Annotated in this window: 28 protein-coding genes and 1 pseudogene; 17 read left to right on the forward strand and 12 right to left on the reverse strand. The window is 50.2% G+C overall.

Translation table 11 applies throughout. The annotated features are described in order from the left end of the window. Positions 1–105: 105 nt before the first annotated feature. From M0R33_RS10720 to M0R33_RS10790, 15 genes are all read left to right on the forward strand, one after another. Entirely contained in the window at positions 106–474 is a 369-nt protein-coding gene (locus M0R33_RS10720; protein ID WP_292568610.1) for an ATP synthase subunit I, read from the forward strand. Between the two features lie 18 nt (positions 475–492). Next, positions 493–1,257, forward strand: a complete 765-nt coding sequence (atpB, locus tag M0R33_RS10725) for a F0F1 ATP synthase subunit A (RefSeq protein ID WP_292568612.1) — start codon at positions 493–495, stop codon at positions 1,255–1,257. 47 nt (positions 1,258–1,304) lie between these two features. Further along, positions 1,305–1,589 (forward strand): F0F1 ATP synthase subunit C, encoded by a 285-nt coding sequence (gene atpE, locus M0R33_RS10730; RefSeq protein WP_013821063.1) that lies wholly within the window; start codon positions 1,305–1,307, stop codon positions 1,587–1,589. Positions 1,590–1,702: 113 nt separating this feature from the next. Beyond that, the gene (locus M0R33_RS10735) at positions 1,703–2,176 is read left to right on the forward strand and encodes a F0F1 ATP synthase subunit B (protein WP_292568615.1); all 474 of its coding nucleotides are present in this window, start codon (positions 1,703–1,705) and stop codon (positions 2,174–2,176) included. Positions 2,177–2,179: 3 nt separating this feature from the next. Continuing rightward, the gene (locus M0R33_RS10740) at positions 2,180–2,710 is read left to right on the forward strand and encodes a F0F1 ATP synthase subunit delta (RefSeq protein WP_292568617.1); all 531 of its coding nucleotides are present in this window, start codon (positions 2,180–2,182) and stop codon (positions 2,708–2,710) included. Between the two features lie 21 nt (positions 2,711–2,731). Next, complete coding sequence (atpA, locus tag M0R33_RS10745) at positions 2,732–4,273, forward strand: F0F1 ATP synthase subunit alpha (protein WP_292568619.1); 1,542 nt, start codon at positions 2,732–2,734, stop codon at positions 4,271–4,273. Positions 4,274–4,286: 13 nt separating this feature from the next. Continuing rightward, positions 4,287–5,150, forward strand: a complete 864-nt coding sequence (gene atpG, locus M0R33_RS10750) for a F0F1 ATP synthase subunit gamma (protein WP_292568620.1) — start codon at positions 4,287–4,289, stop codon at positions 5,148–5,150. A gap of 44 nt (positions 5,151–5,194) precedes the next feature. Further along, the gene (gene atpD / locus M0R33_RS10755) at positions 5,195–6,568 is read left to right on the forward strand and encodes a F0F1 ATP synthase subunit beta (protein ID WP_292568622.1); all 1,374 of its coding nucleotides are present in this window, start codon (positions 5,195–5,197) and stop codon (positions 6,566–6,568) included. Positions 6,569–6,595: 27 nt separating this feature from the next. Next, complete coding sequence (locus M0R33_RS10760; protein WP_292568624.1) at positions 6,596–7,018, forward strand: F0F1 ATP synthase subunit epsilon; 423 nt, start codon at positions 6,596–6,598, stop codon at positions 7,016–7,018. A 90-nt stretch (positions 7,019–7,108) separates the two neighbouring features. Further along, positions 7,109–8,479, forward strand: a complete 1,371-nt coding sequence (glmU, locus tag M0R33_RS10765) for a bifunctional UDP-N-acetylglucosamine diphosphorylase/glucosamine-1-phosphate N-acetyltransferase GlmU (protein WP_292568626.1) — start codon at positions 7,109–7,111, stop codon at positions 8,477–8,479. Between the two features lies 1 nt (position 8,480). Further along, a complete protein-coding gene (gene glmS / locus M0R33_RS10770; protein ID WP_292568628.1) occupies positions 8,481–10,310 on the forward strand; it encodes a glutamine--fructose-6-phosphate transaminase (isomerizing) in 1,830 nt (609 codons plus the stop codon). Between the two features lie 8 nt (positions 10,311–10,318). Further along, the gene (locus M0R33_RS10775) at positions 10,319–11,059 is read left to right on the forward strand and encodes a methylenetetrahydrofolate reductase (RefSeq protein ID WP_292568630.1); all 741 of its coding nucleotides are present in this window, start codon (positions 10,319–10,321) and stop codon (positions 11,057–11,059) included. A gap of 119 nt (positions 11,060–11,178) precedes the next feature. Continuing rightward, the gene (locus tag M0R33_RS10780) at positions 11,179–11,619 is read left to right on the forward strand and encodes a hypothetical protein (protein WP_292568632.1); all 441 of its coding nucleotides are present in this window, start codon (positions 11,179–11,181) and stop codon (positions 11,617–11,619) included. Positions 11,620–12,039: 420 nt separating this feature from the next. Beyond that, on the forward strand, positions 12,040–12,945 hold the full coding sequence (locus tag M0R33_RS10785; protein WP_292568633.1) for a D-hexose-6-phosphate mutarotase: 906 nt from the start codon (positions 12,040–12,042) through the stop codon (positions 12,943–12,945). Positions 12,946–13,036: 91 nt separating this feature from the next. Beyond that, positions 13,037–13,717 carry an FHA domain-containing protein gene (locus M0R33_RS10790; RefSeq protein ID WP_292568635.1) on the forward strand — a complete coding sequence of 227 codons (681 nt, stop codon included), beginning with the start codon at positions 13,037–13,039 and terminating at the stop codon, positions 13,715–13,717. Positions 13,718–13,721: 4 nt separating this feature from the next. Here the strand turns inward: M0R33_RS10790 and M0R33_RS10795 are convergent, their stop codons facing one another. The 6 genes from M0R33_RS10795 to M0R33_RS10820 all read right to left on the reverse strand — a co-directional run bounded on the left by M0R33_RS10795 (position 13,722) and on the right by M0R33_RS10820 (position 18,182). Beyond that, on the reverse strand, positions 13,722–14,552 hold the full coding sequence (locus tag M0R33_RS10795; protein ID WP_292568637.1) for a protein phosphatase 2C domain-containing protein: 831 nt from the start codon (positions 14,550–14,552) through the stop codon (positions 13,722–13,724). Positions 14,553–14,681: 129 nt separating this feature from the next. Beyond that, positions 14,682–15,482, reverse strand: coding sequence for an indole-3-glycerol phosphate synthase TrpC (gene trpC, locus M0R33_RS10800; RefSeq protein WP_292568639.1), 801 nt, complete (start codon positions 15,480–15,482; stop codon positions 14,682–14,684). 90 nt (positions 15,483–15,572) lie between these two features. Beyond that, positions 15,573–16,589, reverse strand: a complete 1,017-nt coding sequence (gene trpD, locus M0R33_RS10805; protein WP_292568641.1) for an anthranilate phosphoribosyltransferase — start codon at positions 16,587–16,589, stop codon at positions 15,573–15,575. A 43-nt stretch (positions 16,590–16,632) separates the two neighbouring features. Then, positions 16,633–17,094, reverse strand: coding sequence for a DUF411 domain-containing protein (locus M0R33_RS10810; protein ID WP_292568643.1), 462 nt, complete (start codon positions 17,092–17,094; stop codon positions 16,633–16,635). A gap of 71 nt (positions 17,095–17,165) precedes the next feature. Then, complete coding sequence (locus M0R33_RS10815) at positions 17,166–17,585, reverse strand: secondary thiamine-phosphate synthase enzyme YjbQ (RefSeq protein WP_292568644.1); 420 nt, start codon at positions 17,583–17,585, stop codon at positions 17,166–17,168. A 27-nt stretch (positions 17,586–17,612) separates the two neighbouring features. Further along, on the reverse strand, positions 17,613–18,182 hold the full coding sequence (locus M0R33_RS10820; protein WP_292568646.1) for a TetR/AcrR family transcriptional regulator: 570 nt from the start codon (positions 18,180–18,182) through the stop codon (positions 17,613–17,615). 108 nt (positions 18,183–18,290) lie between these two features. Here M0R33_RS10820 and M0R33_RS10825 point away from each other — a divergent pair, with 108 nt between their 5' ends. Continuing rightward, positions 18,291–18,944, forward strand: coding sequence for a glutathione S-transferase (locus tag M0R33_RS10825; protein ID WP_292568648.1), 654 nt, complete (start codon positions 18,291–18,293; stop codon positions 18,942–18,944). A gap of 127 nt (positions 18,945–19,071) precedes the next feature. Further along, complete coding sequence (locus M0R33_RS10830; protein WP_292568650.1) at positions 19,072–19,242, forward strand: hypothetical protein; 171 nt, start codon at positions 19,072–19,074, stop codon at positions 19,240–19,242. A gap of 28 nt (positions 19,243–19,270) precedes the next feature. On the opposite strand, the gene M0R33_RS10835 is transcribed toward M0R33_RS10830, so the two are convergent. The 6 genes and pseudogenes from M0R33_RS10835 to M0R33_RS10860 form a co-directional block, all read right to left on the reverse strand. Beyond that, positions 19,271–19,654 carry a sulfite exporter TauE/SafE family protein gene (locus tag M0R33_RS10835; protein WP_292568652.1) on the reverse strand — a complete coding sequence of 128 codons (384 nt, stop codon included), beginning with the start codon at positions 19,652–19,654 and terminating at the stop codon, positions 19,271–19,273. A gap of 113 nt (positions 19,655–19,767) precedes the next feature. Further along, on the reverse strand, positions 19,768–21,183 hold the full coding sequence (gene lpdA, locus M0R33_RS10840) for a dihydrolipoyl dehydrogenase (RefSeq protein WP_292568654.1): 1,416 nt from the start codon (positions 21,181–21,183) through the stop codon (positions 19,768–19,770). Positions 21,184–21,268: 85 nt separating this feature from the next. Continuing rightward, a complete protein-coding gene (locus M0R33_RS10845) occupies positions 21,269–21,595 on the reverse strand; it encodes a nucleotidyltransferase domain-containing protein (protein ID WP_292568656.1) in 327 nt (108 codons plus the stop codon). Then, on the reverse strand, positions 21,585–21,992 hold the full coding sequence (locus tag M0R33_RS10850; RefSeq protein WP_292568658.1) for a nucleotidyltransferase substrate binding protein: 408 nt from the start codon (positions 21,990–21,992) through the stop codon (positions 21,585–21,587). Before M0R33_RS10850 ends, M0R33_RS10845 begins: the two co-directional genes overlap by 11 nt. Before the next feature lie 321 nt (positions 21,993–22,313). Further along, positions 22,314–22,502 (reverse strand): annotated as a pseudogene (locus M0R33_RS10855) (DUF1902 domain-containing protein); the annotation flags it as partial. A gap of 90 nt (positions 22,503–22,592) precedes the next feature. Further along, complete coding sequence (locus M0R33_RS10860; RefSeq protein ID WP_292568659.1) at positions 22,593–23,885, reverse strand: 2-oxo acid dehydrogenase subunit E2; 1,293 nt, start codon at positions 23,883–23,885, stop codon at positions 22,593–22,595. Positions 23,886–23,898 lie beyond the last annotated feature (13 nt).

A 23,898-nucleotide genomic window follows, 5' to 3' on the forward strand; every position in this document is an offset into this window, starting at 1 on the left:
TAGTTGCCGAAACGGCTTAACTTAAAATAAGCTTAAAGCCCGCTTCCTTGCTTTAAGTTTGTGGGCTGGATATAATCGCAACGCTTAACAGTCGAGGGGTTTCAAATGGCAGTCGAAAATCAATTTTCTACTGTCGGAAAAATATTGTATGTGCAAGTCCTGATGGCTGCATTGGTGGCATCGGGCTTTTTTATGATGGGCGGTTGGAAATACGCGTTATCGCCTGTTCTCGGTTGCGGAGTTGCGCTATTGCCCAATGGTTATTTCGCATTCAAGATATATCTTGCCAGGCATAAGCACCCGCAAGGCATCTTGAATGCGTTTTATTCGGGCGAAGCAGTTAAACTTATCCTGACGGCTGCGCTTTTTTCGATTGTTTTACAGATCTCATCTGTTGATTTTTTAACACTGCTGATAGGTTATCTGGCGGTGTTGTCGGTTTTTTGGTTCGCGTTATTTTTTTGGCGCGATTAGTTTTTATTGCGAGGCAAAATGGCTAGTGAAGGTGGCGCTACAGGTTATATTGTCCATCACTTGACACCGTTATCGGTGGGCGAGGGATTTTGGACATTGCATCTGGATACCCTGTTTTTTTCTGCGGTATTGGGCGGATTGTTTATCTGGTTTTTTAAATCCGTAGCGGAAAGGGCTACCTCCGGCGTACCGGGCTTGGCCCAGAATTTTGCCGAAATGATAGTCGAGTTTGTCGATACGCAGGTAAAGGATACGTTTCATGGACGTAGCGAATTGATTGCTCCGCTGGCACTAACGATTTTCTGCTGGGTTTTTCTGTGGAATGCCATGGACATGCTACCGGTGGATTTATTGCCTATGATCGGTAGTGTCATGGGTATGGAATACATGCGGGTTGTGCCGAGTACCGATTTGAACGGTACATTCGCACTATCTATAAGCGTATTCTTCCTGATTTTCTTTTACAGCATCAAGGTCAAGGGTGTTTTTGGTTTCATCAAGGAAATGACTTGCACGCCTTTTGGACCTTGGTTAATGCCATTTAACCTGATGTTGAAAGTGGTTGAAGAACTTGCCAAACCCATCTCGCTGGCACTGCGGTTATTCGGTAACCTGTACGCCGGTGAGCTGGTGTTCATCCTGATTGCTTTATTGCCGCCGGTTGTACAGCCATTGCTGGGCTTTCCGTGGGCGATCTTTCACATTTTAGTTATCACATTACAAGCTTTTATATTCATGGTTCTGACCATCGTTTATCTAAGCTTGGCGCATGAAGATCACTAAAGCTCAACCTATTTTTTTTATTATTTGATATACATTTAGGAGACACTATGGAACTCGCATCATTAGTAGCCAACGTACAAGGCTTCACCGTCATTGCAGTTGGCATTATTTTGGGTCTGGGCGCTATCGGTACCGCGATTGGTTTTGGTTTGTTGGGCGGTAAATTCCTGGAAGGTGCTGCACGTCAACCCGAATTAGTTCCAATGTTGCAGGTTAAAATGTTTATCGTTGCCGGTTTGCTTGACGCGGTATCTATGATCGGCGTTGGTATGGCATTATTCTTCACCTTCGCAAACCCATTCCTTTCAGCTGTTCAATCTGCTGCAGGTTGATAAAAAGATTGATCTGTTCAGTAAAGACGCCTGTCTTTAATAGCGACCGCTAATGCTTAAATAGCAGTCGGCTAACAGATTCAAATGACAACAGCATAACGAGGAAACCATCAATGAGTATCAATGCTACTCTGATCGGGCAGATGATCACGTTTTCGCTTCTGGTTTGGTTGACCATGAAGTATATCTGGCCACCTATCATTGCCGCGCTTGAAGAGCGTAAAGTAAAGATAGCGGAAGGTCTGGCCGCGGCTGAGAAAGGTCAGGAAGAAATCAAACTGGCTGAAAAGAAAGCGAAAAGCGTTTTGAAAGAAGCCAAGGATCAGTCTGCTGAAATTGTCAGCTTGGCCCAAAAGCGTGCCAATGAACTAGTCGAAGAATCCAAATTGCAAGCCCAAAAAGAAGGCGAGCGTTTATTGGAAGCAGCCAAGGCTCAGATCGAGCAGGAAATGCTGCAAGCCAGAGAAAATTTACGCAAAGAAGTGTCTGCCTTGGCCTTACGCGCTGCCGAACAGATTTTGAAAGAAGAAATCGATAAAGCCAAGCATCAGGATCTTCTTAACAGAACCGCGGAACAATTAGGGTAAGCAATGACTGAATTAGCGACATTAGCAAGACCCTACGCCGAGGCTGCATTTAAGCGGGCAAAAGAGACCGGTAATGCAGGCAAATGGGCGGAAGCGCTGCAATTTTTGGCTTTGATTGTTCAAGATGCGGATATGGCGGAAATCGTCAATAACCCTAGAATCAGCAAAGAAAAAATTCAGCAACTGCTACTGGATATTTGCCAGGATCAAGTCGATGCCGAGGTCGTCAATTTACTTAAATTGTTAATTCAAAATGGTAAATTGAAATTGTTGCCGAAAATCTCGGCTTTGTATGAAGAATATAAAGCTCAAGATGAAGGCTACGTTAATGTCGATCTTTATAGTGCCTATGCGTTAACAAAAGCTGAACAGAACAAATATGTCGCCATGCTGGAAAAGCAGCTTATGAAAAAGGTCAATGCAGTGGTGTCAATCGATAAATCATTGATTGGCGGCATTCTTGCCAAGGCGGGCGATAAAGTAATAGACGGTTCTATCAGTGGCCAGCTTCATCAATTAGCCAAAAGGCTCTAAGAGCCAGATCGGGAAAATAAAATGCAATTAAATCCATCTGAAATAAGTGATCTGATCAAGAAGAAGATCGAGAATTTCGACGCCCAAGTTGAGGCGCACTCGGAAGGTACTGTGGTCAGTGTGACTGACGGTATCGTTCGCGTGCATGGTTTGTCGGACGCGATGCAGGGCGAAATGCTGGAATTTCCTGGCGGCTCTTACGGCATGGCCTTAAACCTGGAAAGAGATTCTGTTGGTGTGGTTATGCTGGGCGCCTACCAACATATTACCGAAGGCGATACCGTTAAATGTACCGGTAGAATTTTGGAAGTGCCCGTCGGTGAAGCCTTGCTGGGCCGAGTTGTCGATGCATTGGGTCAGCCCATAGACGGCAAAGGTGCAATTGATACCAATTTATCTTCGCCCATCGAAAAAATTGCACCGGGCGTAATCGCCAGACAATCGGTCGATCAGCCGGTACAAATTGGTCTGAAATCAATTGATTCCATGATTCCAGTCGGACGCGGCCAACGTGAGCTGATCATCGGTGACCGCCAAACCGGTAAAACCGCGATTGCTGTTGATGCCATCATCAATCAAAAAGGCACCGGCATTAAATGTATTTATGTCGCCATCGGCCAAAAACGTTCATCCATTGCCAACGTGGTTCGCAAATTGGAAGAGCATGGTGCCATGGAGCACACCATCATTGTTGTGGCGTCGGCATCGGAATCGGCCGCACTGCAATTCATTGCACCGTATACCGGCTGCTCGATGGGTGAATATTTTCGCGACCGTGGCGAAGACGCGTTGATCATTTATGACGATTTGACCAAACAAGCCTGGGCTTACCGGCAAATTTCCCTGTTGCTGCGCCGTCCGCCGGGCCGCGAAGCGTATCCAGGGGACGTGTTCTATATCCATTCCCGCTTGTTGGAACGTGCCGCCCGTATTAATGCCGCTGAAGTCGAAAAATTGACCGAAGGCAAAGTCAAAGGCAAAACCGGTTCGTTGACTGCCTTGCCGATCATCGAAACTCAAGGCGGCGACGTATCAGCATTCGTACCGACCAACGTGATTTCGATTACCGATGGTCAGATTTTCCTGGAAACAGGTTTATTCAACTCCGGTATTCGTCCGGCGGTGAATGCAGGTCTGTCCGTATCTCGGGTAGGTGGCGCCGCGCAAACCAAAATCATCAAAAAGCTGGGCGGCGGTATTCGACTCGACTTGGCCCAATTCCGCGAGTTGGCGGCCTTTGCGCAGTTCGCATCCGATTTGGATGAAAGCACACGTAAGCAAATCGAACGCGGCCAGCGGGTTACCGAGCTGATGAAACAAAACCAATATGCACCGATGTCGGTAGCGGAAATGGGTGTTTCTCTATATGCAGCCAATGCCGGCTTCCTGGATAGTCTGGAAGTCAAAAAAGTGCGCGACTTCGAATCGGCTCTGCTGTCATTCATGAAATCAGAAGAAGCGGATTTGATGGCGAAAATCAATCAAACAGGCGACTTTAGCGATGAAATCAAAAATGGTTTGCACAGTGCCATTGAGCGTTTCATTAAAACAAATACCTGGTAATAAAGGATAGTCGATGGCTGTTGGCAAAGAAATACGTACCAAGATCGCAAGTATTAAAAATACTCAGAAGATCACCCGCGCCATGGAAATGGTGGCTGCGAGTAAAATGCGTAAAACTAAAGACCGCATGCAGGCGACCCGGCCCTATTCCAAAAAAATTAGCCAGATCATCAATCATCTGTCTCACGCCAATCCGGAGTACAAACATCCGTACATGATTGTGCGTGAGGTAAAACGGGTCGGCATCATTGTCGTTAGCTCGGATAGAGGGTTGTGTGGCGGTTTGAATGCCAATCTATTCAGAACTATTTTGAATCAGATGCAGCAATGGAACAGTCGCAATATTGAAATCGATATTTGCACCGTTGGCGGTAAAGCAGCTAATTTTTTTAGCAATATCAATGCGAATGTAATTGGCCAAGTGGCTAAGTTGGGCGATACCCCGCATCAAATGGACATTATCGGCGTGATCAAGATCATGTTGGATGGTTACGAAAACGGCAGCATAGATCAACTGCACGTCATCAATAATGAGTTTGTAAACACCATGACCCAAAAACCGGTCATGACGCAATTGTTGCCGGTGGTAGCTGGGGATTTGGAAGACGACTTAAGTGGATGCTGGGATTATTTGTACGAGCCCGGCGCCAAGGAAGTTCTGGACCATTTGCTGCAGCGATATGTCGAGTCCATCGTTTATCAAGGGCTGGTCGAAAACAATGCCTGCGAACAGGCGGCTCGCATGGTTGCAATGAAAAGTGCTTCCGACAATGCTGGAAACATCATCAAGGAATTGCAACTTGTGTACAACAAAGCCAGACAAGCGGCCATTACGCAGGAAATTTCGGAAATTGTTGCCGGCGCCGCAGCTGTTTAACGCATTTCACAAGTTTTAGATAGATTTTTAAAGAGGACGACACAATGAGTTTGGGTAAAATCGTTCAGATTATTGGAGCGGTCGTAGACGTGGAATTTCCACGCGATAACCTGCCGAAAGTATACGATGCGCTGAATGTAAAAGGTGGATTGGTGCTGGAAGTTCAACAGCAATTGGGTGACGGCGTAGTTCGTACCATTGCAATGGGAACGACCGACGGATTAAGCCGTGGTATCGAAGTCACCAACACCGGTGATGCGATCAAAGTTCCTGTTGGACAAGAGACACTGGGCCGTATCATGAACGTGCTGGGTGAAGCCATCGACGAAAAAGGTCCAATCGGCGAAAAAGAAAAATGGGTTATCCATCGTGATGCGCCCGCGTATGACGAACAAGCGCCAGCCAACGAACTACTGGAAACCGGGATCAAGGTTATCGATTTGGTGTGCCCGTTTGCCAAAGGCGGTAAAGTCGGTCTGTTCGGTGGTGCCGGTGTAGGTAAAACCGTTAACATGATGGAATTGATCCGTAACATCGCGATCGAGCACAGCGGTTACTCGGTATTCGCCGGTGTCGGTGAGCGAACTCGTGAAGGTAACGACTTCTATCACGAGATGACCGATTCCAACGTTATCGACAAGGTATCGCTGGTTTACGGCCAAATGAACGAGCCGCCGGGCAACCGGTTGCGGGTGGCGTTGACCGGTCTGACCATGGCGGAATTTTTCCGTGATGAAGGTCGTGATGTACTGTTCTTCGTCGACAACATTTATCGATATACACTGGCCGGTACCGAAGTATCAGCGCTGTTGGGCCGTATGCCGTCCGCGGTAGGTTATCAGCCTACTCTGGCCGAGGAAATGGGTGTTCTGCAAGAGCGTATCACCTCTACCAAAACCGGTTCCATTACCTCTATCCAAGCGGTATACGTACCTGCGGATGACTTGACAGATCCTTCGCCCGCGACGACTTTCGCGCATTTGGATGCGACCGTGGTATTGTCCCGCCAAATCGCCGAGCTAGGTATTTACCCTGCTATTGATCCTTTGGACTCTACCAGCCGTCAGCTGGATCCATTGGTTATCGGGCAGGAGCATTACGACACAGCCCGTTCCGTTCAAGGTATTCTGCAACGTTACAAGGAATTGCGCGACATTATTGCCATTTTGGGTATGGACGAATTGTCTGAAGAAGATAAATTGACTGTATCCCGGGCCCGTAAAATTCAACGTTTCTTGTCGCAGCCTTTTTTCGTCGCGGAAGTATTTACCGGTTCACCCGGCAAATACGTTTCACTGAAAGAAACCATCGCCGGTTTCAAAGGCATTATTAATGGAGATTACGACAGTCTGCCGGAACAAGCGTTTTACATGGTTGGTACCATAGATGAAGCCATCGAAAAAGCCAAAGGCATGTAATCCTTTTATGATGTGGAGAAATAGGATATGGCCATGACCATTCACGTTGACATCGTCAGCGCGGAGCAAGAAGTATACTCAGGCTTGGCCGAGATGCTGTTTGCGCCCGCGGAACTGGGTGAGGTGGGTATTGCGCCACGCCACGCCCCGCTTATCACCAAGCTAAAACCCGGTGAAGTGCGGGTAAAAATCAGTGATAAGGAAAGCCAGGAGTTTTATATTTCCGGTGGTTTGCTGGAAGTGCAACCTCACGTGGTGACCGTGTTGGCCGATACCGCCATCCGCGCGCACGATATTGATGAGGCGCAGGCTTTGCAAGCCAAGGCGCGTGCCGAGGAAATGTTGAATGATAAATCCGGCAAAATTGATTATGCAAGGGCTCAGGCGCAATTGGCCGAAGCTGTCATGCAGTTAAGAACGTTGGAAAGATTAAGAAAGCGTGGATCATAATAATTAATCTCGTAAATATATAAGCCCGATAACGCCTGCGTCATCGGGCTTTTTTGTTTATTGATGCCCCTGAGGGCAAAGGACTAAGGCATGTCGATAAAAACCATCATCCTGGCAGCGGGCCAGGGTACGCGTATGCGTTCATCCCGTCCGAAAGTGTTGCATGAAATTGCCAATAAAGCCTTGTTGCAACATGTCTATGAAACCAGCTTGGCACTGCAGGACAACGATGTATACATCATTTACGGCCATGGCGGCGAAACAGTCAAACAAACTCTCGAACATTTCCAGGCGACCTGGATAGAGCAACGACAGCAATTGGGTACCGGTCACGCCGTCCAGCAAGCCATTCACCACGTGGAAGACGTCGACACCGTTTTAGTGCTATACGGCGATGTGCCATTATTGAAAGCCAAGACCATACAGACCTTATTAGGCAAGGTTAGCGCAACCTCGTTGGCGCTCTTAACCGTGACGTTGGACGACCCCAGCGGCTATGGCCGTATCGTACGGGACAAAGATCATGCGGTGATTAAAATAGTTGAGCAAAAAGATGCCAACGAAGCCGAGTTGCAAATTAGCGAAGGCAATACCGGTATACTGGCTTGTAAGGGCAAGCAATTGAAAAATTGGTTGTCCAGGCTGAGCAATAATAATGCGCAAAATGAATATTATCTGACCGATATCATTGAAATGGCGGTGGATGACGGTCTGACTATAGAGACCAGCCAGGCCAATAGCGCCGATGAAGTCTTGGGGGTCAATAATCGCAGTCAACTTGCACACCTGGAACGAGTGTATCAGCTCGAACAGGCCGAAATGCTGATGGAAAAAGGCATGACCCTGCGTGATCCAGGCCGGATCGACGTGCGAGGCACATTTGCCGGTTTGGGCCAGGATATCGATGTCGATGTCAATGTGGTATTTGAAGGTGTCAACTCCATAGGTTCGCACGTTAAAATCGGCCCCAATTGCCTGATCAAAAACGCCACTATTGCCGATGGCGTGGAAATATTAGCTAATTGCGTGATAGAAGATACCAAGATAGGTGCCGATAGCCGCATCGGACCTTTCGCCCGACTAAGGCCGCAAACCGAACTGGCCGCTCAGGTGCACATCGGTAACTTCGTTGAGGTTAAAAAAACCACTGTGGCCAGCGGCAGTAAAATTAACCATTTAAGTTACATCGGTGATAGCGAAATCGGCAGCAAGGTCAACGTCGGCGCCGGCACCATTACCTGTAATTACGATGGCGTCAACAAATTCAAGACCATCATTAAAGACGGCGCATTCATCGGTTCCGACACGCAATTGGTTGCGCCGGTTACGGTGGGAAAAAATGCTACTATTGGTGCTGGTTCAACGATTACCAAAGATACGCCGGCAGACCAACTGACGCTGAGCCGCGTCAAACAGATCGCCATTCCAGGATGGCTGCGGCCGGTAAAACAGGAGAAATAATATGTGTGGCATCGTCGCCGGTATTGCACAACGTAACGTAGTGCCGATTCTAATTGAAGGGCTGAAACGATTGGAATATAGAGGATATGACTCGGCAGGGTTGGCGGTAGTCAATCAGGGCGAAATATTTCGAAAAAGAGAATTGGGCAAGGTTAAGGGCTTGGAAGCCCTGATAGCCGCCGATCCCATCGCCGGTAACGTCGGTATTGCCCATACCCGCTGGGCCACGCACGGCAAGCCCAGCACTCAGAACGCCCATCCGCATGTCAGCAAGGATAAAGTGGCGGTGGTGCATAACGGCATCATCGAAAACCACGATCACTTGCGCACCGCTCTGCAGCAAGACGGCTATGTTTTCACTTCGGAAACGGATACCGAAGTCATCGTGCATAAAATAGCCCAGGAATTGCAAACCGACGATGATTTGTTGGCAGCCGTAAAAAGCACCATCGCGACCTTGCAGGGGGCATATGCATTGGGTGTGGTGCATGCGGATCAGCCCGATATTTTGATTGCTTGCCGTAAAGGCAGCCCCTTGGTGATCGGTATCGGTATAGGCGAATATTTTATCGCCTCGGACATTGCCGCCCTGCTACCGGTTACCCAACGGTTCATTTTTCTGGAAGACGGCGATATTGCCGAATTGACCATTAACGGCGCCAGTATTCAGGATGAACACGGCAAACGCGTGGTGCGGCCGGTTATCGAGAGCCAGTTAAAAGCCGACTCGGTCGATAAAGGCAAATACCGCCATTACATGCTGAAGGAAATTTATGAGCAAGCCTGGGCGGTTTCGGAAACCCTGGAAGGTCGCTTCGTCAACAACAAGCTGCAAGACACCGCATTCGGCCATAATGCTGCCGAGGTATTCGACCAAATCAAATCCGTATTGATTTTAGCCTGCGGTACCAGCTATCACTCGGGACTTGTGGCACGCTATTGGTTTGAAAAATACGCGCGTGTACCGTGTTCTATCGAGGTTGCCAGCGAATTCCGTTACCGCAACCCGGTGATCTCCCCCAACACACTAGTGGTCACCATTTCCCAATCCGGCGAAACCGCCGACACCTTGGCCGCCTTGCAGGAAGCCAAGAAACTGGGCGTCAAACATTCACTGGTAATCTGCAATGTACCGGAAAGCTCGTTAGTCAGAGAATCCGAGCTGGTGATGATGACCCGCGCCGGTCCGGAAATCGGCGTTGCTTCCACTAAGGCCTTCACTACGCAATTGGTGGCGCTGCTGATGCTGCTGATTGCGATCGGCCGCCGCTTTGAATTAAGCCAGGAAATGGAAGAGAAAATCGTGTCCGAGTTGTTCGGTTTGCCGGGCAACATAGAAAAGGTTTTGAAGCTGGATGAAACCATAGAAGTGCTGTCGCAGCGGTTTGCCGATAAACAAAATGCCCTGTTTCTGGGGCGAGGCACGCATTATCCGATAGCGATGGAAGGTTCGCTGAAGTTGAAGGAAATTTCCTACATTCACGCCGAAGCTTACCCCGCCGGTGAATTGAAACATGGTCCGTTGGCGCTAATCGACGCCGAAATGCCGGTCGTCACCGTGGCGCCGAATAACAACCTGCTGGAAAAACTCAGGTCCAATATTCAGGAAGTCAGCGCTCGTGGCGGTCAGTTGATCGTATTTATGGATGAAACATTAGCGGACGCCGGCGACGAAAACGTACAAATCATCAAGATGCCCAGTGTCGCCAACATCATTTCGCCGATCATCTACACCATACCGCTGCAGCTGTTGTCCTATCACGTGGCGGTATTGAAAGGTACCGATGTTGATCAGCCGCGCAATCTGGCCAAATCCGTGACGGTGGAATAGCCTACAAAATGAATATCTCGTTTGAAATAGTACCCAGAAGCCTGGAAGCTTTTGACACGCAATATGCCTTCGTACAACAGCTGGATGACGGTATCAATATCATTAACGTGCCGGACATTCAGCGCTTCGACACCCGCAGCTGGGAACTGGCTGCCCGCATCGACCGCGGTAAATTTCGCTTTATTCCGCATTTTCGCGCCATCGATTTCAAAATCGACGGCGGCGAATTGTTTCGCATTATCGAAAACTTTCAGCTGGATAGCGTACTGCTGGTATCCGGCGATCCGCCGGAGGGTTTGAAGCGGGCTTACTATAATACCGACCTGGTCGATTTGATTCGGGTAGTACGCCAGCGGTTTCCCGCTTTGAATATCTATGCCGGCTTCGACCCTCACCGGCAAGGCCTGCAGGATGAATGCGATTATACCCAGCGCAAAGCCGAAGCCGGTGCCATGGGGTTTTTCTCACAGCCGTTCTACGATCACCGCTTGATAGAAATTTACGCCGAGCACATGCAAGGTCTGGAAACCTATATCGGCATCAGCCCCATTACCACTCAGGCTTCGATGAACTACTGGGAAGTCAAAAACAAGGTTAAGTTTCCTAAGAGTTTCCGGCCGGATTACGACTGGAACGTCGAGTTTGCCAATAGTGTAATCGCCTCGGCGGCCGCAGCCGGCTTGAATGTGTATTTCATGCCGATCCGGATTGATTTGGAACGGTATTTTGGGGGGATAAAGTTGGGTTGAGTCTCGTTAAGCAATCCGCCAACCTGGTGATATGTTGTGTTTTTTTATGACAGATTAAAGATAGGTGGCTGTAGATATCGAATTATCAAACATTGTACTTACTGTCTTAGGCGGTGCTATTGGCGTCACAACTAAATTCACGCATTTCTGAGCGGAGATACAAGAATGAACAACACCAGAAATTTCTAGAACACTTGGGCAAACGCAACGCTATCTTTGATCATCTTGGTATTGAACCTATCTTGCAAATTGAAGATGAAAATGGACGTAAAGCACCTTGGCTTAAAGCTACGAAACTACAACTATCCGATCTTGGAGTTTGGAATGGGTATATTGAAGAGTCGAATAAGCATTTAGATCAAGGTGCCATGGAGTTGTTATCACTACGAAAAGAGCTTGATCAACTTCAGAAGGAAAATGTCTACCTAAAGTCTGAGCAATCTCGCTTGCTTAAAGAGAAGTCTGAATTGTTTCACAGTCTCGCTTTACGTGGGAACACAGCTTTAGCCGCTCTGAGTCAACGTAGAAACAATGTTTCGCTATCTCGATGCCTGATTTAATGCCGGTTCCCGCACCGGCGGGCGGGATACTTTCTTTTGATTCGCCAAAAGAAAGTATCCAAAGAAAAGGCGACCCGGATGCCGCGTTGATCCTGTGCGCCGTAGCTTTTGTCAGAGATTGCTTGAAGGGGCCTCCCAGCCCCTGCAAGCAACGCGATGCATCCTTGCATCGCCCCTTCGGGCTAATTCTGCCAAAACCTCCGGTGCTCGGCGCGGCATAACGGGATTAACCACGGCATAGTTTGACATTCATGACATCGTTCCCACGTTCCGCGTGGGAATGCAGCCTTAGACGCCCTGCGTCGGCATACAAACAAATTTTGCTGGGAGACCCTGATGAAGCCAGGTAGGTCACGTTGCCGCGATAGCGGTTACGTGACATTTCGAAATTAAATTAACAGTTATTACTACAGCAGGTTCATGGATATTCAGCAGTTAAACAGTGAATTCGGAATAGCCCAGCAACTGGAAGTTATTCCAGGCCAGGGCGGTATGCCGATGATTAAAATCAGCAATGGCAGTGCCAAGGCTTTAATTTCGATTTACGGCGGACAGGTGTTGTCGTTTCAGCCCATGGATCAAGCCGAGGATGTGTTGTTTCTTAGCGAACAATCGGCCTATGCGGCAGGCAAGGCAATACGCGGCGGTATTCCGGTGTGTTGGCCTTGGTTTGGGCCGGACCCGAAAGGTTTGCAACGACCCAATCACGGTTTCGTGCGGAATCATTTTTGGCGGTTGGCTAGGACGGAAGCCATTAGCGATAGCGAGACTAAAGTCAGTCTGCAGTTCAACGAAAGCTTTAAACAGGAGAATACCTGGCGGCAGCCGTTTATGTTGCTGTTGGATATCAGTATAGGCCCAAGTCTGCAATTGAAGCTGACCACTTTTAATACCGGTGATCAGCCCTTTTCCATTACCCAGGCGTTTCATAGTTATTTTCGGATCGGCAATATCAAACGGGTGAAAATATTAGGTCTGGACGGCTGCGATTACTTCGATAAACTGGATCATGGTACCCAGAAAACTCAGAAAGGAATCGTTACCGTCACCAAGGAAGTGGATAGGGTTTATGTTGAAGCCCGCAATAACTTGGTGATTGTCGATCCGCTGTTGAAGCGCCGTATCCACATCGACTCGCCCAATACCAGCACGGCGGTGGTGTGGAATCCCTGGTCGAAAACGTCCAAAAAAATGCCGGATTTGGCGGATGCGGATTATCAGCGGTTTATCTGCGTTGAGGCGGGGAATGTTGCATTCGATCTGATTAAGGTTCAGCCGGGAGGCCAGTTTAGCCTGCAAGCTAATTACAGGCTGTTGCCGGATTAATAGCGTATGCATGCCAATCGGGCAATATTTGCTTTTGTGCCCCGCCATTCAGGTATAAGATAAAATCCGATATGAACAAGGGGTAAGCCTGATGAGTTTTATTGAAGTCTATTTTAATAGCGCACTAAGAAATACGGTTGAAATCGAGAATAACTCCGCTAGTATAGGTCGGGCCAGTTATAACCCCATTCAAATCGATAACAAAGGCGTTTCCTTACTGCATGCCGTTATTACCCGGCAAGATAATGAATGGTTTATCGAGGATTTAAACAGCACGAATGGTACCTATTTAAATGGGGGTAAAGTGCTGGGTAAACAAAAAATAAAATTCGGCGATACCATCAGCATTTGCAAGCACGATTTAAAATTTGCCAGAGAGCGCAGCAGGGTCGGGTCGGTCTCCAATACTTATCAAAGCGACGATAGCGATAGGACCGTCATGGTGGGAAACAATCCATCCAGTACCAGCCAAGCCAACACCAGTAATTGTTATTTACTGGTACATGGCGAAAGGCGCAATATTAATAAATTATTATTGAATAAGGACAGTTATGCTATCGGCAACAGCAAGTTGAGCGATATTCGCGTGGGTGGCTGGTTTACGCCAAAACTGGTCGCCGAAATTTCGCGCATCGGCAATAATTATTATCTGTTTCCTAGAAAATACAGCTTGGTCAAATTGAACGGTCAGAGCTTAAATACTCAAAGCAAATTAAGCAATGACGACAGCATTATTATTAAAAAGCTGTTATTGAAATTTGTGGAAGAATAAAGTCTTATTGGCAAATCAAAATAACCGAGATATTATCGGAGCCGCCATTCTGGTTGGCGAGATCGATTAACTGTTGGGCTTTCTGCTCGATATTATCTTTGCAAACACCTTTGATGGTGGTTGCTATCACAACATCTTCGACCATATCGGTCAATCCGTCCGAACACAATAAAAAACTATCGCTGGCGGCAATATCCAAAATTTGCACGGCGGGTTTGACCGTTGGGTTGGGACCAATGCCCTGCAGGATGATGTTGGAACGGGGTGGCTGACCGATTTGACCGTTATCCAGCCAAATTTGATAGGCCGAATGGTCCTTGGTGACTTGGATCAATTGATCGTCCCGCCAACGATACAGCCGGCTGTCGCCAACATGGAACACATGCATTTTGGCCTGCGTGGCGTAAAATTTGCATCCGACCAGCGTGGTTCCCATGCCGTTGCTGTCTATCATTTGCGCCTCCTGATTCAAGTTATAAATGGCTTGATTGGTTTGAACCAGGATGTCGGCGATAATTTGACTGTGTGTCTCGAGTCGTCTTAGTTGATCCGCGTGTGCGGATTTGTGCCATATCGCGGCCAGCTTTTCCCAAAATCCGGGCGGTTTTTGCGGGTTGCGATTGTCGGCTAAATACTTTTTGGCCAATTGGTTGACTAATTGGGTGGCCTCAAAACTGGCTTTGTCGCCGTACTGGTGTCCACCCATGCCGTCGGCCAGCAAAATCAGACCATCGGCATGGTTAATCAGTATGGTGTCCTCATTGTGATCGCGGCGCCGGCCGCAATCGGTTTTGCCGACCACATAATAGCGATTGAGAACTTGGCCCACCGTCATGACAATGGGTTTCCCATGCGGAGGAAAACCCAGCTGAATGACTGGGGGTTAGCCGACTGTGAAATCATCGAATAGCAGGTTCGGGCTAAAGTCATGATCCGTGGTCCCTTTTTTTGGTTGGGTGCCTGCTCAGCTAAAGAACAATTCCCGCATTTTTTGCCCGGGCGATTCCGCGCGCATAAAAGCTTCGCCGACCAGGAAGGTGTAAATACCGTTGTCCTGCATGAGTTTTACATCGGCTGGCGTGTGGATACCGCTTTCCGTGACGACCAGTTTGTCCGCCGGCAAGGTTTTTTTTAAGTCTAACGTAGTTTGCAGCGAGACTTCGAAGGTGCGTAAGTTACGGTTGTTGATGCCTATCATGGGAGTGTTTAATAGCAGCGCTCGTTCCAGTTCAGCGGCATCGTGTACTTCCACCAACACATCCATGCCAAGGCCGGTGGCAGTATCGGCCAATTCTTTCAGCATGGCATCATCCAACGCGGCGACAATCAACAAAATACAATCCGCTCCCAGAGCGCGTGATTCATGAATTTGATAAGGGTCTATCATAAAATCCTTGCGGATCACCGGCAGCGGACATTTTTCCCGCACCATTTGCAGCGTGGCTTCCGAGCCCTGGAAAAACTCTTTATCGGTTAATACGGACAAACAAGTCGCGCCGCTCATTGCGTAATCGGCGGCAATATTGATCGGCTGAAAATTTTCCCGAATGACGCCCTGGCTGGGCGAGGCTTTTTTGATTTCGGCGATAATGGCCGGTTTTTTAGCGTCGGCCTTACTGCGCAAGGAATGGTAAAAGCCGCGCGGGCCGGGAACGCCGGTGGCAATTTCCTGCAACATGGAAATAGGGGCGTTGATTTTGCGGCGCGCCACTTCTTCGGCTTTTTTAGCCAGGATGATTTTTAAAATGTCGGGGGTATCGGTCATGGTTTTTCAAAAAAATTAAAATAATGTAGGTTGGGTTTAGCCTGCGGCATCAACGCTTAACGTAACCCGACCAGACAAATGTTGAAAAGGCTAGGTAGCCTTTGAATATGCAATCAAAGCTTCAAACTTCGCCAGCGCGCTACCATCCGCTAGCGCCCATTGCGCGCGTTGAATGCCATCGGCTAGCGTATCGACCAAATCCGCCGCATAAATTGCCGCACCGGCATTCAGCGCCACAATGTCCAGGGCCGGGCCGGGTTGATTATTCAATACCTGGCGGATAATTGCCAGACTGTCTCGGGCATTGCCGACCGCTAAACTATCCAAGCCGGCACGTTGCAGGCCGAACTGCTCAGGCGTAACGCTATAAGTGCAGACTTGGCCGTTTTTCAGTTCAGCAATATCGGTGGGAGCGGCGATACTGATTTCATCCAGACCGTCATGGGCGTGCACCACCAGTACGTGTTTGCTGTCCAGCTTTTTCAACACTTCCGCAACCGGCACCAGCCAGTGTTTGTCGAACACGCCGATTAGCTGATGCGGGGCATTGGCCGGATTGGACATCGGCCCGATCAGGTTAAACAGGGTTCTGACGCCCATTTCCTTACGCGGACCTACCGTATGCCGCACCGCGCTGTGGTGTTTGGCGGCAAACAGAAAGCCGACTCCAAGTTGGTTTACGCAGTCCGCCACCTGTTCGGCCGGCATGTCCAGGTTGATGCCGGCCGCTTCCAGCACGTCCGCGCTGCCGCAACTGCTGGAAACCGAACGGTTGCCGTGTTTGGCGACTTTGCCGCCGGCCGCCGCCACCACGAAGGCGGCCGTGGTGGAAATATTGAAGGTGTTGGCACCGTCCCCGCCGGTGCCGCAAGTATCGATAACGTGATCGCCGCTCACCGGCACCTGCCGCACCAATTCCCGTAGTACGGCCACCGCGGCGGCAATTTCCTCTATGGTTTCGCCTTTGCAGCGCAGGGCGATCAGAAAGCCGGCGATTTGGGCATCGCTTAGTTCGCCGTTCATCATGGTCCGCATTACCGCCTGCATTTCGGCGGCAGTGAGATTATGTTTGTCGAGCAGTTTCTGCAAAGTGGCTTGGATCAGCATAAAGTATTGAACCGGATGAAGCTAAATGGATCGTGAAACGGCGTTATTGGCCGGCTTTGTGTTCTGAAAATACTTGCGCCTTGCCGTCTTTATCGAACGATACTACCGAATAATCAGCCTGCCGGCCGCCCATTTCCATGCCGGGGCTGCCCATGGGCATGCCGGGCGCGGAAATGCCCACTACATCGGGTTTGGTTTGCAGCAGTTTGTCGATATCGGCAGCCGGCACGTGGCCCTCGATCACATAACCGTCTACGATAGCGGTATGGCAAGAGGACAATTCCGAAGGCACGCCGAATTTTTGTTTGATAGCCTGCATATCGTCGCTAACGATATCCTTGATCGCAAAGTGATTTTGTTTGACATGGGCTATCCATTTACCGCAGCAGCCGCAAGTAGGGCTGCGGTAAACGGTCATTTCCCTGTCGGCCACGGCTTCCTCCGCTGCAGTTGCCATGCCGGATGCCAGTAGTAGCGCGATGAGTAAACATTTTAAGCGTTTCATAAATACCCCCGTATTTAGCTGTGCAAATGGTGGAGTATTGTACGCTGCTGGCGCCGCTATTGCACAAAGCCCTACTCACCGTGCAGGGTTAATACCAAACTGCGGCTGCCGCCATGGTTGCGGTGTTCGCATAGATAAATTCCCTGCCAAATGCCCACGTTCAGACGGCCGTTATTAATCGGCAGACTTAGGCTGCAACCGAGCAGGCTACTTTTTAAATGCGCCGGCATGTCATCGCTGCCTTCGTCCCTGTGCCGGTAATATGGCTGATCTTCCGGTACGGCACGGTTGAAAAAGCTTTCAAAATCCGCTCGCACCGTGGGGTCGGCGTTTTCGTTAAGGGTCAGCGAGGCCGACGTATGTTTGATGAACACATGCAGCAAGCCGAGATTGATGTTGGCTAGCTCCGGAAGCTGACCGACCACTTCATCGGTCACCAAATGAAAGCCGCGACTGCGGGGTTTGAGGCGTATTTCTTTTTGTATCCACATCTGCGCGAAGTTGACCGGGTTGTGTAGTTAGCTGTTAGAGAGATTGTAATCGATCAGAATGGCCGCGGCAGTACGCGCATTGGCGATGGCACCGGAGTTTCGGCGTATTTGTTCGCCGACAATGGCGCCGGCAATCAGCAGCGTCAATTGCGCCGCCAGATGTTCAGGGTTGTGGCTACCGGCTTGTTCGGCCAACTTCGCCAGCAGCTTGCGAAATTCGGCATAAAATTCGGCGGCGGCTATTTGCACCGGGTTATTTTCCTCGGCAAATTCGGCGGCGGCGTTGATGAACGGGCAGCCGCGGAACTCCGGGGTCTCCAGCATGACATCGAATACATCGATTACCGCCAGTAGCTTTTGCCTTGGCGTCTCTCCCCCGCTGTCGATACCGCTTTGAATATGTGCCAGCGTGGTTGTGCGGCTTAGGCGCAAATGCGCCAATACCAAATCGTCTTTGGAGGGAAAGTATTTGTACAGGCTCATCTTGGTGGTGCCTGCGGCTTTAACGATCGCATCTACGCCGGTGGATTTGATGCCCTGCCGGTAAAAAAGCGCGGAAGCCGCTTGCAGAATATGTTCTTGAAGATTACGTGACATAAAGCAAACAGAATAAAACTTGCCACTATACCGACCGGTCTGTATTATTACAACAGACTGACCGGTCGGTATAGTCTTGTTCGTTTCTAAACCAGAGGAGATAGCTCCATGATCACACTTTACGGCATTGCCATCAGCAACTATTACAACAAAGTCAAACTGGCGTTACTGGAAAAACAGGTCGCTTTCGCGGAGGAAGCCTTGCCGCCCGCACAGAGCGAGGCGGTATTAAAACGCTCTCCGTTGGGCAAGATTCCGTTCATCAAAACCGCAGAGGGCTATTTGTCGGAGTCGCAAGCGATTCTGGAATATCTGGAAGATGCCTACCCGGAGGCCCCTCGACTATACCCCAGCGATGTGTTCGAACGGGCGAAATGCCGTGAATTCATCCAGCATATCGAGCTGAATGTGGAGCAGGTAGCCAGGCGCATATATTCGGAAGCAGTCTTCGGCGGTAAGGTGTCGCAGGAAACCAAAGACGAAGTATTGACCAAAGTGGAAAACGGCCTGAAAGGACTGGCCCGGTTAATGACTTTATCGCCTTACGCGCTAGGAGACCATTTTTCCGCCGCCGATGTGGTGGCTTGGCCGCATTTACAATTGGTGGGGTTTGCCACCCAGCAGATTTACGGCAAGGATTTGGTAGTCGAGCATATTCCGGGTATCGCGGAGTATATGCAGCTGATCGAAAGCCGCCCTCATCCGCAAAAAGTGGGTGAGGACAGAGCGGCGGCGCTGGAGGCGTTTTTTAACAACCGGTAGTTTCATCGGCAGCATTGCTTACCGCTGAGACTTGTAAACTATCAAATCCAAAGGTAGGCGATGCCTGCCGGCATGGATTTCGTTTCCGTGATTTTTTGCCTGCAAGCGATTCGCGGCGGAAGGTATTGTGAAAGTTATCGTGGGAGAGCCGCTTCGTTGCGATTCAAGGCAATTAATTCGCGAAGAAGCCGCGCTCCCGCAATTTAGACGTGATGCAGCGCATTTCATGGCGGTGATAATGGGCGAGGCCAAGTTATTTGCAAAAACGGCTTCGGGACTTGTTCGACCGGATTATTAACGGCAGCGACGTGGTGGCTATAAAACAATCAAAGCCAACCCAGCCGCTTAAGGGCGCCGTAAACTAAATAAATGCCCAAGCCACACACAAAAACACCGAAGATCAATCGAAGGTAGGGACCTGGCATATGATTGGCCGCGTAGGCGCCTAGCCAAGAACCGAGGAACATCATTGCGGCAAGAATGGCGGCAGCCCGCACATCCACATTCCCATGCCGGTAATATTCAAACGCCGCCGCCAGACCAATCGGCGGTAACAAAACCGCAAGGCTAGTGCCGGTGGCCATATGCTGCGAGAATCCGGCCAGATAAATCAATGCCGGTACAATCACGATGCCGCCGCCGACCCCGAATAACCCCGCTGCAATACCACCAAAAAGGCCGATGATTACGAACAAGAACCAGGATGGCATACGAAGCTCCTTAAAGTTTATCTAACTTGGCAAGGGTAGACATCGAGGTTGGTATGTGCTGACTTAATCTGAAGCGCATCGGTCGTGTCTGATGCGTTCCAGGCAGACTGGGTTTATTTCTTTACATACAAATCCGTAATCGTGCCTTCTATCATTTCCGCCGCAAACGCGAAGGTTTCCGACAAGGTCGGGTGCGGATGGATAGTCAGGCTGATGTCGGTGGCATCGGCGCCCATTTCCAGCGCCAACACCGCTTCGGCGATCAGTTCGCCGGCGCCGGGGCCGGTCATGCCGGCGCCCAAAATGCGACCGCTGGTTTTGTCGGTAAGGATTTTGGTGATGCCCTCGTTGCGCCCCAAAGCCAACGAACGGCCGCTGGCTGCCCACGGGAAGGTGGCTTTTTCGTATTCAACACCTTGTTCCTTGGCCTGGTTTTCGGTCAAACCCATCCAGGCTACTTCCGGATCGGTATAAGCAACCGACGGAATGGTCAGCGCGTCGAAGCCGGCTTTGTGACCGGCAATGGTTTCGGCGGCGATTTTGCCTTCGTGGGTGGCTTTGTGAGCCAGCATGGGGTTGCCGACGATGTCGCCGATGGCGAATATATGCGCGATGTTGGTGCGACCCTGTTTGTCGACCGGGATAAAGCCTTTTTCGTCTATCGTGACACCGGCTTTACCGGCATCGATCAATTTGCCGTTGGGGCGGCGGCCTACCGCGACCAAGACTGCATCGAATACGGCAGATTCCGGTGCCTCCTTGCCTTCCATGGTTACTTTTATGCCGGCGTCGCCGGCCTCCATGGCTTTGACGCTGGTTTTTAACCACAAATTGTCGTATTGTTTTTTGATCTTGCGTTGCAGCGGGGTGACCAAATCCTTGTCGCAGCCGGGGATGATTTGGTCCATCAATTCCACCACGCTGATTTTCGAACCTAAGGCGTGATAAACCGTGGCCATTTCCAGGCCGATGATGCCGCCGCCGACGATCAACAGATTTTCCGGTACCGATTGTAAAGCCAAGGCGTCGGTGGAATCCCACACGCGCGGGTCGTCATGCGGAAAGCCGGGAATTTTGGTCGGCTGCGAACCGGCGGCAATGATGGCGTGATCGAAAGTCACGGTTTGCTCGCCATCATCGTTTTCCACAAGCAGGCTGTTCGCGCTGACGAATTTACCAGTGCCTTGGATGACTGTCACCTTGCGCTGCTTGGCCAGTTTACCCAAGCCCTGATTCAAAGACTGACTAACACTCTCTTTCCAGCCGCGAATCCTATCCAAATCAATTTCCGGTTTGCCGAAACTGACCCCGTGCTCGGCCATGGCTTCGGCTTCGTGTATGATTTGTGCGCTGTGCAGCAGGGCTTTTGAGGGGATGCATCCGACATTCAAACACACGCCACCCAATACCGGGTAACGTTCGATCAGCACCACCTGCTTACCTAAATCGGCGGCACGAAATGCGGCTGTGTAACCGCCGGGGCCGCCGCCCAAAACCAATACTTCGGCGTGTGTTTGTGTATTACTCATGTAGTTGAACTCCTAAATGCCTGAATCGTTGATGTGCGCAAGCTGAGTGCCAACAAGGCGCGGGGATTGGCAAGTATTTTACCGGTTACTGTGACGGATAGAAAATTAATCCTACTCTGCGAATATGGTCGATTAAATCAGGATTGTCGATTTGTTGGAACAGCGACAGGTCGACAGTGTACGGAAGCAGTAAGTCGTCGATTTCGGTTTCGATGCGGCTTAACAATCGGTAATCCAGTTTATCGCCGAGCAAGGTCAAATCAATGTCCGAGCCTTTGCGTTGAGTGCCGTTGGCTCGCGAACCGTAAAGCAAGGCCTGTTCTACTTCGGGATGGGTGGCGAACACCCGATGCAGCGCCGCGATATTGGCAACGCTTAACCCGCTACGCTCAGCCAACGCCTCATTCGGCATCGACCAACCCCGCCATGGTTTGTTGCAAGCATTCGAACTGGGCAAAAAACCGCTCGCGTATGTTGCCGGCAATCGCTTGCGCGGTTTCCTGGTTATAGGTGTGCACAGTACGGTTCCGGTCGCGGATCATATCCATCCAGCATTCGCCATCGTCGATCAAATCCAGTTTGAAAGCCTCGCGCGTGGCATCGCGGGAACCGTGAATGGCCTGCTGGCCCTTGGACAACAGATAGTCGCGTAACACATTCCAGGCCAGCTCGTGGGTATATTCGAAAGCTTGAATCAAGCCCTGCTCTTCCAACTCGTTCAGCTCGCCGTAGTCGATGAACTTGCGCAGTTGCCCCAGGGCTTTTTGGTAATTGGAAAAGCGTTGTTGCCAGCGGATGTCTTGTTGCATAGGTTGGTAATTCAATGGGTCCGATTACGCCATGTTAATCGGGTCTTTGCGGGCGATATAGGGTGCTGGTGGATGCGCTGCCGTTTATCCACTTTACGCAACTGTTTCGCCAAGATCATTCATAACGTTCCCTAAAACAAGTCAAGGTTTAGGGCTAGGTTCGCACCTAACCAATACAAACATTTCCGGTCAAAACCATTAAAATTGCTTGTCGAGCCCCGCCTGTTGCAAGGCCGCGTTGGCTGTGTGCTTCAGCTAGCCGAACAAAATAACAACCCTTGATTTTAAGCGCCTTCTTCAGTAACGGCGTGAAATCGCCCGTTAATGAAGATGTGCGCTGTTGGTTTTAAATCCATCGAGCACGAACGGTAATTCATCGGCAGACAATTCCGGATGATTAAGTTCCCTCAACTCCGGAATAACGAATTTGAGCCGTTGGATCAACGCATCCATAGTGCTGGCTTCAATTGCCAAACCGTCTATGTCTTGGCTGGTCGCGACCCAGACACTGGCTTCATCGTCCTAGTTAGCATTTACTCTTAATGGTTGCATGACACTTACCTTAGATCCCATGTCGAACTTGACGAATCAAACGATTACTTAAAGCAATAACCGCCGAATATCGGCCAGATTGGCTTTTAAGGCTTCCATGAAGCGTGCACCTTCGGCACCATCGATGACGCGGTGGTCGTAGGTGATGTCCAGCGGCAGCATCAATTTCGGTTCGAATGCCGAGCCGTTCCAAACCGGTTGTACTTTGGCGCGGGTGACGCCCAAAATCGCCACTTCCGGTGCATTCACGATCGGCGTAAAGGCGCTGCCGCCGATACCGCCCAAGCTGGAAATGGTCATGCAACCGCCCTGCATATCGGATGGCATTAGTTTCCCTTTGCGGGCCAGTTCACTTTTCTCGGCCAGTTCGGTGGATAGCTGGAATATGCCTTTTTTATCCACGTCGCGGATTACCGGTACGACTAAGCCGTTCGGCGTGTCGACTGCAATGCCGAGGTGGAAGTATTTTTTATAAATCAGTTTGTCGCCTTCCGGTGACAGGGAGCTGTTGAAAGACGGATATTTCTGCATCGCCCCTACCAGCGCCTTCATGATGAAGACCAGGCCGGTCAGTTTGATGCCGTCTTTGCCTTGGCCGGCGTTTGTGGCTTTACGAAAGTCTTCCATCTCGTCGATGGCGACTTCGTCGTGATAGGTGACTAGCGGCAGATTCAGCCAGACTCGGGTCAAATTTTGGCCGGTCAGGCGTTTAATCTTACTTAACGGTTTTTCTTCGATCTCGCCGAATTGGGTGAAATCCACCGCCGGAATTGACGGGATGCCGGCGCCGGCGCTAGCGGTGCCGCCGGATGCCATGACTTGTTTGACGAAGTTTTGCACATCGCTTTTCAGAATCCGCCCTTTACGGCCGCTGCCGGATTGGACTTTGCTCAAATCCACGCCGAGTTCGCGGGCGAACAGCCTGACGCTGGGCGTGGCGTGGGCTTTAAAGCCTTCGCCGCTGCTGACTGTTGGAGCCGCCGGAACCGCGGCTGGTTTTTCAGGTTCGGCTTTGGGGGGCTCCGCCACGGCCGCCGGGGTGGGCTCGAACGGTGCCGGAGTGGGGGCTGCGGCGGCGGGTTCCGGCACAGCCGCGACATCGCTGATTTCCACCGTGGCAATCAAGGTACCTTCCGAGACCTTATCGCCGGGTTTAATGTGTATGCTCTTGATGATGCCGGCGGCGCTGGAGGGTAAGTCCATGGTGGCTTTATCGGTTTCCATGACTGCCAGGGTTTGTTCCACTGCGACCACGTCGCCGGGTTGTACCAATACCTCGACGATGTCGATCTCCGGCACGTTGCCGACGTCGGGGACTTTTACTTCAAATAAAGAACTCATATCGTGATTTCCA

The sequence above is a fragment of the Methylomonas sp. genome, assembly GCF_023228165.1.
Taxonomy (GTDB): domain Bacteria; phylum Pseudomonadota; class Gammaproteobacteria; order Methylococcales; family Methylomonadaceae; genus Methylomonas.